The organism is Paraprevotella clara YIT 11840, from assembly GCF_000233955.1.
In the GTDB taxonomy this organism is placed as follows: domain Bacteria; phylum Bacteroidota; class Bacteroidia; order Bacteroidales; family Bacteroidaceae; genus Paraprevotella; species Paraprevotella clara.
The window spans coordinates 1-324 of sequence record NZ_JH376724.1; the positions used below are offsets into that span (position 1 = coordinate 1).

The 324-nt window shown below is 49.1% G+C and carries 1 protein-coding gene; it reads left to right on the forward strand.

Going from position 1 to position 324, the window contains the following annotated elements; genetic code table 11:
- Positions 1 to 324: 5-(carboxyamino)imidazole ribonucleotide mutase (locus HMPREF9441_RS17290; protein ID WP_008623823.1), on the forward strand; the 324-nt coding region annotated here is incomplete at both ends.

The following is a 324-nucleotide window of genomic DNA, read 5'->3' on the forward strand; positions in this document are numbered from 1 at the left end:
TCTTTCGACATAGAAACCGTGGTTGATATAGTATCGGCACACCGCACTCCTGAAAAACTAATGGATTTTGGCACCAATGCGCATCGCAGAGGCTTCAATGTTATTGTTGCAGGGGCTGGTGGCGCTGCTCACTTACCTGGTATGCTTGCCGCTATGTCGCCTCTACCGGTCATAGGCGTGCCTGTAAAAAGTAGTAATTCTATAGATGGTTGGGACTCTGTTCTCTCTATATTGCAGATGCCCAGCGGGGTGCCTGTAGCTACCGTTGCCCTCAATGGAGCTAAGAATGCTGGTATCTTGGCAGCACAAATATTAGCCAGTCAG